The 8,453-nt window shown below is 70.3% G+C and carries 9 protein-coding genes; all 9 read right to left on the bottom strand.

From position 1 onward, the window contains the following. Nucleotides 1-32: 32 nt before the first annotated feature. The gene (locus ACRDSQ_RS12115; protein ID WP_431421016.1) at nucleotides 33-1,517 is read right to left on the bottom strand and encodes a S8 family peptidase; all 1,485 of its coding nucleotides are present in this window, start codon (nucleotides 1,515-1,517) and stop codon (nucleotides 33-35) included. A 95-nt stretch (nucleotides 1,518-1,612) separates the two neighbouring features. Beyond that, entirely contained in the window at nucleotides 1,613-2,761 is a 1,149-nt protein-coding gene (locus tag ACRDSQ_RS12110) for a M15 family metallopeptidase (RefSeq protein WP_431421014.1), read from the bottom strand. Further along, on the bottom strand, nucleotides 2,758-3,228 hold the full coding sequence (locus ACRDSQ_RS12105; RefSeq protein ID WP_431421012.1) for a hypothetical protein: 471 nt from the start codon (nucleotides 3,226-3,228) through the stop codon (nucleotides 2,758-2,760). Before ACRDSQ_RS12105 ends, ACRDSQ_RS12110 begins: the two co-directional genes overlap by 4 nt. 25 nt (nucleotides 3,229-3,253) lie before the next feature. Beyond that, nucleotides 3,254-3,961, bottom strand: coding sequence for an ABC transporter ATP-binding protein (locus tag ACRDSQ_RS12100; protein WP_431421010.1), 708 nt, complete (start codon nucleotides 3,959-3,961; stop codon nucleotides 3,254-3,256). After that, on the bottom strand, nucleotides 3,958-4,731 hold the full coding sequence (locus ACRDSQ_RS12095) for an ABC transporter ATP-binding protein (protein WP_431421008.1): 774 nt from the start codon (nucleotides 4,729-4,731) through the stop codon (nucleotides 3,958-3,960). Before ACRDSQ_RS12095 ends, ACRDSQ_RS12100 begins: the two co-directional genes overlap by 4 nt. Continuing rightward, nucleotides 4,718-5,866, bottom strand: coding sequence for a branched-chain amino acid ABC transporter permease (locus tag ACRDSQ_RS12090; protein ID WP_431421007.1), 1,149 nt, complete (start codon nucleotides 5,864-5,866; stop codon nucleotides 4,718-4,720). The genes ACRDSQ_RS12095 and ACRDSQ_RS12090 overlap by 14 nt, the downstream gene beginning before the upstream one ends. After that, entirely contained in the window at nucleotides 5,863-6,759 is an 897-nt protein-coding gene (locus tag ACRDSQ_RS12085; RefSeq protein WP_431421006.1) for a branched-chain amino acid ABC transporter permease, read from the bottom strand. The genes ACRDSQ_RS12090 and ACRDSQ_RS12085 overlap by 4 nt, the downstream gene beginning before the upstream one ends. After that, the gene (locus ACRDSQ_RS12080) at nucleotides 6,756-8,189 is read right to left on the bottom strand and encodes an ABC transporter substrate-binding protein (protein ID WP_431421004.1); all 1,434 of its coding nucleotides are present in this window, start codon (nucleotides 8,187-8,189) and stop codon (nucleotides 6,756-6,758) included. The genes ACRDSQ_RS12085 and ACRDSQ_RS12080 overlap by 4 nt, the downstream gene beginning before the upstream one ends. Next, nucleotides 8,189-8,453: hypothetical protein (locus tag ACRDSQ_RS12075; RefSeq protein ID WP_431421003.1), on the bottom strand; the 265-nt coding region annotated here is incomplete at its 5' end. The genes ACRDSQ_RS12075 and ACRDSQ_RS12080, both read right to left, overlap by 1 nt.

The following is an 8,453-nucleotide window of genomic DNA, read 5'->3' as shown; positions in this document are numbered from 1 at the left end:
GGACAACTCGCCCGGCCTCGGCACGACCGTCGTTAGCTGACCGCCTTCAGCGCGTCGACCTCACCCGAGCCGTAGAAGCTGTTGTGCGTCGGACCGCCTTGGCAGGTCTGGGGCGCACCGCTGTTCTGCGGGAAGGGGGCGTAGATCGACGTGTCCGGGCAGGCCAGCGGGTTGGTCGACTGCTGGAGCCGGGACGCCAGCGAGCCGGAGGACCCGTCGCGGACCGAGGCCAGCAGCGCGGCGACACCCGCGGCGTGCGGACCCGCCATCGACGTTCCCTGCGCGTAGCAGTACTTCGCACCGGCATCGATGACCGTGCGCGCGGGGTTGCAGAACGCCGCCGACGGCCAAGTCGAGAGCACCCGTCCGTTCGGGGCCGCGGGCGTGCGCTGCAGGATCGAGTCGCCACCAGGGGCGGTGACGTCGGCGGTGGAGATGCCGTAGGAGGAGTAGAAGGACTTGAGCCGCAGGTTGCCCGTCGCGGTCACGCCGACGACGCCGGGAACCTCGACCGGCACCACCGAGCAGGCGTTGGTGATCTCCCGCTCCTCTTCGTTGCCGGGCGGGAAGTCGGGGCTGATGACGTCCACGGTCGGGTGCGACAGGTCGGTGCTGTCGTTGCCCTGCGACGCGACCACGAGCACGCCGTTGGACTGCGCGTACCGGATGGCGCGGCGCTCGGCTTCCCAGATCGCCCGCTGGCCGGGGTCGTTCTTGCAGTTGAACAGCCACGGGTCGGCGAAGTAGCTGTTGTTCGTCACGTCGATGCCGTTCTTCGCGGCCCACATGAACGAGCAGATCACCATCTCCGGGAAGAAGAACCCGTCGTCGTTGCTCGACTTGATGCCCGCGATCTTCACGTTCGGGGCCACACCGACGATGCCGGAACCGTTGGCAGCCGCCGCGATGGTGCCCGCGGTGTGCGTGCCGTGGCCGTTGGCGTCGTTGCCCGGGAGCAGCGGGGTCGGGCTGCCGCTGGAGCAGTCGGCGCTGCGCGCGGCGTCGTAGTTCGGCGCGAGGTCGGGGTGGGTGAAGTCCAGCCCGGTGTCGATGTCGCCCACGATGACGGAGCTGGAGCCACCGGTCACCGCGTGTGCCTGAGGCACGTTGATCTGGACCATGTCCCATTGCAGGCCGGACAGCGTGTCGCCCCAGGTCGCCTGCACGGCCTCGACGGCGGCGGCGTCATCGGTCGCGGCGGGCTCGTTGCGGATGCCGAAGCCCGCTGTGGCGCTGACGCCGCCCACCTTGCCCGACTTCCGCACGGTGTTCGCGAATCCGCTGTTCGCCGATCGGGCGACGATGACCCCGATCTCGGCGTAGTTCGCCACGACGGTCCCGCCCGCGGCGGCGACGGTCTGGCTCGCGTCCGCGGTGGACGCTCCCTGGCGATAGAGCACGACATAGGTCGAATCCGTGGCGCTGGTCGCCGCCGTGCTCGTCGTGGCCGCGGGTGCGACGACCAGTGCCGCTGTCAGTCCGAGTACGGCGGACAGCCTGCGTCTCGAATGCTTCATTTCTGGACCTTCCTGTAGGACGGTCCCCGACCTGGCTGTGTGTAGAACCCCAGCAGGGTCTACCAGGTGGCACGACCGGTGTCCATGGTTGAAGGTCAGGTCTCGACCAGCGCGGACAGCTCCAGGTGCATCGGGTCCGTCGAGGGCTGCCGCCAGTCGCCGCCCCAGGAAAAGCCCCATTTCTTGAACACCGCCACCACCCGCCGGTCGATCTCGCCCGCCGTGCCAGGCATGTTGCCGGGGACGTTGAGGTCGACGGCGATGCCCCACGTGTGCAGCGACAGCCCTCGGCGCGGGTCGCGGCCGATGAATCTGGGCACGTAGCAGCCGCCGTACTCGCCGGGGTGAACGAGGGCGCCCAGTCCGGCGCGCTCGATCTCGGTCAGGGCGCCGCGCAGCTGGCTCAGCATCCGCCGGTGGCAGGTGACCCGGCCCAGCAGGGGAACCGTCTCGGTCCGGATGTTCGCCGACACCCAGCGCGCGTCGGGTTGGACGCTTCCATCGGGGAAATAGCGGTAGCTGAACGAGCCGACCGCCTTCGCCACCGAGCCGCCCGTCAGGTACGCCGCCTGCCGCTCTCCGCCGCCACCGCGAGCGGGCTCGACGAGGGGCTGGACCGAGGCCGTGTCGCCCGCGACCCGCTCCACGGCCTTTCGGACGTCCATCGAGTCCACGGACAGCAGGATCGCGTTCCCGGGCGCCATGCCGAGCTGTTCGGCGCGGCGCACGTTCACCAGGGCGTCGATGGTCGGCACGGTCGAGGCGTAGGCGCCGATGCGCAGCCGGAAGTCCTGGCTCTGGTCCCGCAGGGCCAGCTCGCCGCCGAGGTCCTGGCTCAGGTCGCGGCCGATCTCGTGGGTGATGACCGCCTCGCCCGCGGCCAGCGAGCGCCACACTGGCTCGGACTCGGCGGTGACCTTCGCGGCGAACCGCCGGTAGGGCGCGAGGTCCGCGCCCGCCACCGTGATGGTCTGGTGCGCGACGGCCACGGACGCGACGGAAAGCCGCAGCGACCCCCGGACACCGCGCACCGCGAGCACCTCGTCCACGAGCGGCTCGGGCAGCGTGTCCGTGCCCAGGACGAGCAGGTCCGGGCGCAGTGGCTCGGCGGGCGGCGGGCCCGGGTCCTCGACCGACCAGTCGACCGGGATCCGCGGCGGCTCGACCGCGGCCGCGGGCTCGCCGGAGTAGCCGCCGCACCCGGTGACGAGCGCGCACAGCACCAGGGCGACCAGCTGTCTCACAGGGGCAGCGTCGCCTGTCCCATGCGCGGCGGGTTGCACACTCGGCACGGCGTCAGGCCGCGCACGATCACGTCATCGATCTTCACCAGCTCCGCCTCGTCCCGCGCCTGCGGCAGGTGGCAGTCGACCCGGTGGTACGACGACTCACCGGCCACGACGAACCCGGTGAAGCCGAATCCGTTGGCGGCGGCCGGGCTGGTTCCGTGGTCGGCCACCGCGGCGGCGACACGGTCGAGCGCGTCCTCCAGCCGGACCCGGTCGGCGCGGTGGTTCTGCACGATGATCATCGCCGATCCCATCACCACGATCGCCAGCCCGACCATGCCGCCGGAGATCAGGTACGGGAACTGCGCGGGGGTGAAGTTGCTGCTGGCCGCGCCGTTCCAGCCGAGGAACATCACGAGGAAGCCGGTGACGCAGAGCAGCACCCCCAGCTGTCCGCCGAGTCGACCCAGGTTGATCCGCACTGTGTACTCCTTCGTCGTGGGCGGCTCAGGCGCCCAGGTAGGCCTCACGCAGGTTGACTTGGCGGAGCTCGTCGCCGACGCCGGTGTAGACCAGCGTTCCCTTCTCCATGATCAGCGCGCGGTCGGCGAACGGGAGGGCTCCCGCGTTCTGCTCGACCATCAGCACCGTGGTGCCGTCGGCCTTGATCCGCGACGTCACCTCCCACACCGTCTTCGCGACGGTGGGGGACAACCCGAGGGACGCCTCGTCGATCAGCAGCAGCCGGGGCCGTGACATGAGCGCGCGGCCGACGGCGAGCATCTGCTGCTCACCGCCGGACAGCGTTCCGGCCAGCTGTTCTTCGCGCTCGGCGAGCCGGGGGAAGTAGTCGTAGGCGAGGTCGAGCTGCCGCTTCACCGTCTTGCTGTCGCGTCTGCGGGTCCAGGCGCCCAGCCGCAGGTTCTGCCGGACCGTCAGCCGGGGGAAGACCCGCCTGCCCTCCGGGCACAGGGAAATGCCCCCACTCACCCGGGCCGATGGCGACTTCCGGCCGAGATCCTTGCCGTCGAACAGAACCCGTCCCGAGCGCGGTCGCAGCAGACCGGCGATGGTGCTGACCGTGGTCGTCTTGCCCGCGCCGTTGAGGCCGAGCAGGACGCAGACCTCGCCCTCCTGGACCTCGAAGTCGATGCCGTGCAGCACGGGGAAGGCGTCGTAGCCGACGACCAGCCCCTCGATCCTGAGCAGCGTCACGACGCGGCCTCCTCTTCGCCCAGGTACGCGCGGACCACCTCGGGGTGGCGGCGCACCACGTCGGGTCGGCCCTCGGCGAGCACCTCCCCGAAGTTGAGGCAGTACACGTAGTCGGAGATCCGCGTGACCAGCGGAACGTGGTGGTCGATCATCACGATGGTGAGGCCGAACTCCTTGCGCAGCCCCAGAAGCGTGTCCCCAAGCGAGTGCGCCTCCTCCGGGCCGAGGCCGGACCCCGGCTCGTCGAGCAGCAGGAGGTCGGGGTCGGTGGCCAGCACGGTGGCGATCTCGATGCGCTTGAGCAACCCGTAGGGCAGGTCGGCGACCCGCGCGTGCGCGTGACCCGCGAGCCCGGACAGTTCGAGCAGTTGGTGGGCGCGGTCAGTGAGCCCGCGCTCCTCGGCGAAGGTCGCCGGACCGCCCGCCATGCCGGTCACCGGGTCGTAGCCGATGCGCAGGTGCTGGGCGGTGAGCAGGTTCTCCATGACCGTGGCGTTCTTGACCAGGCCGACGTTCTGGAAGGTGCGCCCGATCCCGAGCGCGGCCCGCGCGTGCACCGGCATGGCCGTGATGTCGCGGCCGCGGTGGCGGACCCGGCCGGAGGTGGGGTTGTAGAAGCCGGTGATGCAGTTGAACAGCGTGGTCTTGCCCGCGCCGTTGGGGCCGATGATGCCGACGATCTCCCACTCGCCCGCACGCAGGGTGACCTCGCGAAGCGCCTGGACACCGCCGAAGTTGATGCTGACCGCGTCGACCTCAAGCACGGACATCGTTCACCTCGATCTCCTTGACGGCTCCGGCGTGCCGGTCGAACCGGCCGCCGAGCATCCAGCCCCGGATCGGCGCGACCTGCTGGCCGATGCCGCCCGGGTAGCGGGTGATCGTGAGCAGCAGCAGGATCGGGCCGATCACCAGGGCGACGAACTCCTTGGGCAGCCCGATGACGCCTTCGACGAAGCCGGTCAGATGCAGCACCTCCACCAGGAAGCCCGAGCCCAGCAGTGCGAAGAACACCGAGCCGAGCACCACTCCGAGCCGGTTGCGCAGCCCACCGACGACCGTCATCAGCACGAACAGCAGGGCCAGTTCGAAGTCGAAGCTGCTCGGCACGATCACCTCGTCGTGGTGGGCGAGCAGCGACCCGCCGATCGCGGCGAAGACACCGGAGACGACGAACGCGAGCATCGTGTAGGCCTTGACGTTGATGCCGTAGGACGAGGCCACCCGCGGGTTCTCCCGCAGCGCCTGCAACGCGCGGCCGCCCTTGGTCCGGGTGAGCCGCAGGTCCAGCCACCACACCAGGGCCAGGAACGCCACGCACACGTAGTAGTACTGGTAGTCGGTCTCGAAGCCGATCGGCCGCGGCGCCGCCTTGCCGCCCTCGCCGCCGGTCAGCGCGGCGATGCCGAAGAGGCTCTCCTCGGCGAACATCCCGTACGCCAGGGTGACCAGCGCGAAGTACAGCCCGGACAGGCGCAGCGAGATCGCGCCGAGCACGGCGGCCTGGACCCCGCCCATGATCGCGGCGATCGGCACCGCCAGCCAGAACTCCATGCCCAGGTCGGTCACGACGAACGCGGAGGTGAACGCGCCGATGCCGACGAAAGCCTGGTGGCCCAACGAGATCGTGCCCGCGTAGCCGATCAGCACGTTCAGCGACAACCCGATGATGGCGAAGATCGCCGCGGTCGAGAGCACGCCGACATCGGACACGCCGAGGTCGAACGGCGAGAGATGGTTGCCGGGGACGGCGAGCACCAGCCACGCCACCGCGGCCCACGCCACACCACGCCCCAGCACGCCGGACATACCAGGCCGGTACGGCTTCTCGTCGACGCTGACCGTCGGGAGCACCGCGGTCTTCTCGGCCGGGGTTTCCGGTGGGGTCTCGATAGTCGCGCTCATGTCGCTGCCCTCCGGACGAACAGGCCCTGCGGCCGCAACAGCAGGACGGCGAGCAGGAAGACGAACAGCACCAGGGCTTTCGCGCCGTGGACCTGTTCGAGCGCGGACAGCGTGCCCAGCTGCTCGACCACGCCGACGACCAGTCCGCCGATGACCGCGCCCGGCATGCTGCGCATCCCGGCGAGCACGGCGGCCATGAGGCCGGGCAGCAGGGCCCGACCCGCGCCGAAGGTCAGGAAGCCCGCGGTGAACGTGGTGTTGGGGCCGGCCAGAACACCCGCGAGGCCGCCGAGCAGCGCGGCGATGCCCCAGGTCATCATCGACACGCGGCGCACGCTGATGCCGACCAGCTCCGCGGCCGTCGACTCCTGCTGGGCCGCCTGGATCGCCAGACCCGACGGCGACCGGAAGAACACCGCCAGCGCGACCGCGACCGCGCACAGCACGCCGAAGGTGATCAGCTGCTGGTAGGTGACCGCGGCGCCGAACGGCGTGGCCGCGACGCCCTCGACGATCTTGGGCATCTGCCGGATCGGGACCTCGTTGTTCTGCCAGAACTGGATTCCGACCGCCGTCAGCGCCACGCCCGCCGTGCCCACGAGCAGTGTCACCTTTGAGGCGTTGCGCAGTGGGTGGATCACCAGCCGCTCGGTCAGCAAGCCCATCGCCACCGCGGCGAGCAGTCCGAAGAGGACACCCCAGCCGTAGGACCAGCCCCACATCTCCACCGCCACGAACGCGGCGAATAACCCCGTGGTGCCGAACTCGGCCTGGGCGAAGTTGAACACCCCGGAAGCCCGGTAGACCAGCACGATTCCCAATGCCACCAAGGCGTAGACGCTGCCTTGGAGGACACCTGTGACCAGGACGATGCCCAGTTCGTTGATGGTCATGGCGTCACGTTCACCCGGTGCGTGCGGTACTGCCGCGCGCCGCAGTCAGCGCGGAGCAGGTGCATGGCGGTGCCGCCGAAGTGGTCGCTGCCGCTCCACTGCACGCCCGGGTAGACCCCGGTGTCGAACCGCTTGCCGCCTGCCAGCGTGGCCAGGAACTTCTCCCGGCTGAGGTCTTTGCCGACCGCCTGCAGCATCGCGCCGACCAGTTTCTCCGCGCCCCACAGCGCGACGCCGATGTCGTCGGGCGCGGCCCCGGTCTTGCGGCGGTACGCCGGGTCGAACTCCGGGTCCATCTGACCGATCTTGTCCAGGCCCGGGAACGAGGAGAAGAACAGCGCGTTGCCCACGTTGGGGCAGCCGCCGGTGGCCACGATGTTGAGGCCGTTGGTGTTGCCCGGTCCGAAGAACTGCACGCTGCACGTCATCGACTTGCTGACGTTGATCAGCCCGCTGGGGCTGGCGTTCCACAGCACCGCCTGCGCGCCGCTGTTGCAGATCTGGGTCGCGATGGCCGGGGCGTCCACGTCGGTCTTCTTCGGGATTCGCCGCGACAGCACCACATTGGCGCCGATCGCCTGCTTGATGGCGCCGTCGACCTTGGCGTAGAAGTTGTTGAGGCTGTCGTTGTCGGCGACGATCACCGCGACCTTCTTGCCCGCCAGGTCCGTCTTCGCGACGTTGACCAGCAGCGGAACCTGCTCCTCGTAGGTCAGCGACATCGCGTAGAACGTTCGCAAGGCGTTGAGGGAGCCCAGGTTCGGCCGGGTCTCGTGCACGCCCGCCGACAGGTACGGCGTGTTGACGGACGTGGCGTAGCGGGCGCAGGCGTCGATCTGGTCGGAGCCACCCGCGCCGATGAGCAGGAAGACCTTCTGCTGCTGCGCGAGTTCCTTGCACACCCCGCGGGCGCTGTTCGGGTCGAAGCGGTCGTCCCGGAACACGATCTCGATCTTGCGGCCGTGGATGCCGCCCTTGCTGTTGATGTGGTTGGCCCACACCCCGACACCGCTCTGGAACGACTGCTGGGGGAACGCTGCCGCGCCCGTGACCGGGGCGTGCACGCCGATCTTGATGGTCGTGTCGGTGACACCGGTCCGGTCGCCTGGCCCGCCGACACCGGGCGTCGAACCGCCACCGCCGCCGCCTGGCCGGGTCCCACCGGTTCCGCCACCCGTCGACCCGCCGCCGGTCGACCCGCCCGCTCCGGGCACGTTCGCCGCGGGCTGGCCCGCCACCGCGTCCGGCCCCGCGTCCGCGGGGTCGAGCGGGAGCCCGTCCGCGCCGACGCCCGCGCTGGAGTCGCCGTAGTACTGGCCGCCGGGGCCGATTCCCGATTCGGCCACGCCGGGCTTCTGCCCGCAGGCGATGGTGACCAGGGCCGTGACGGTGAGAAGAACCGCGGGCACCAAGGTGTTCCGAACGCGCATCACAGCTGACCTCCCGCGGCACGCCGCGATTCCAGGGCGCGGCTCACGCCGCGGCGGACCGTCGTCAGAGTCGGTTCGCCCGCGGGACCGAGCGCGAGCATCATCAGGTAGGCGCCGACGAGGACCAGCGGGATCAGGAACAGCGCCGCCGTCGGGATGTTGTCGAAGATCGGCAGTTTGCCCACGCTCCGCGCGGCCTGCGCCTGTCCGGCCGTGGCAGGCGTCTCGGTGCCCGCCGCGACGGGCGCGCCCGCGTCTCCGGGC

This window comes from Actinokineospora sp., from assembly GCF_050699995.1.
Classification (GTDB): domain Bacteria; phylum Actinomycetota; class Actinomycetes; order Mycobacteriales; family Pseudonocardiaceae; genus Actinokineospora.
The sequence above is the reverse complement of the archived record's forward strand: the minus strand, read 5'-3'. Positions and strand labels throughout refer to the sequence as shown.

Bases quoted from the DNA above. Each gene is read 5' to 3' on its own strand.
- ACRDSQ_RS12115 (WP_431421016.1), bottom strand. From the start codon at position 1,517: ATGAAGCATTCGAGACGCAGGCTGTCCGCCGTACTCGGACTGACAGCG.
- ACRDSQ_RS12095 (WP_431421008.1), bottom strand. From the start codon at position 4,731: ATGTCCGTGCTTGAGGTCGACGCGGTCAGCATCAACTTCGGCGGTGTC.
- ACRDSQ_RS12090 (WP_431421007.1), bottom strand. From the start codon at position 5,866: ATGAGCGCGACTATCGAGACCCCACCGGAAACCCCGGCCGAGAAGACC.
- ACRDSQ_RS12085 (WP_431421006.1), bottom strand. From the start codon at position 6,759: ATGACCATCAACGAACTGGGCATCGTCCTGGTCACAGGTGTCCTCCAA.
- ACRDSQ_RS12080 (WP_431421004.1), bottom strand. From the start codon at position 8,189: ATGCGCGTTCGGAACACCTTGGTGCCCGCGGTTCTTCTCACCGTCACG.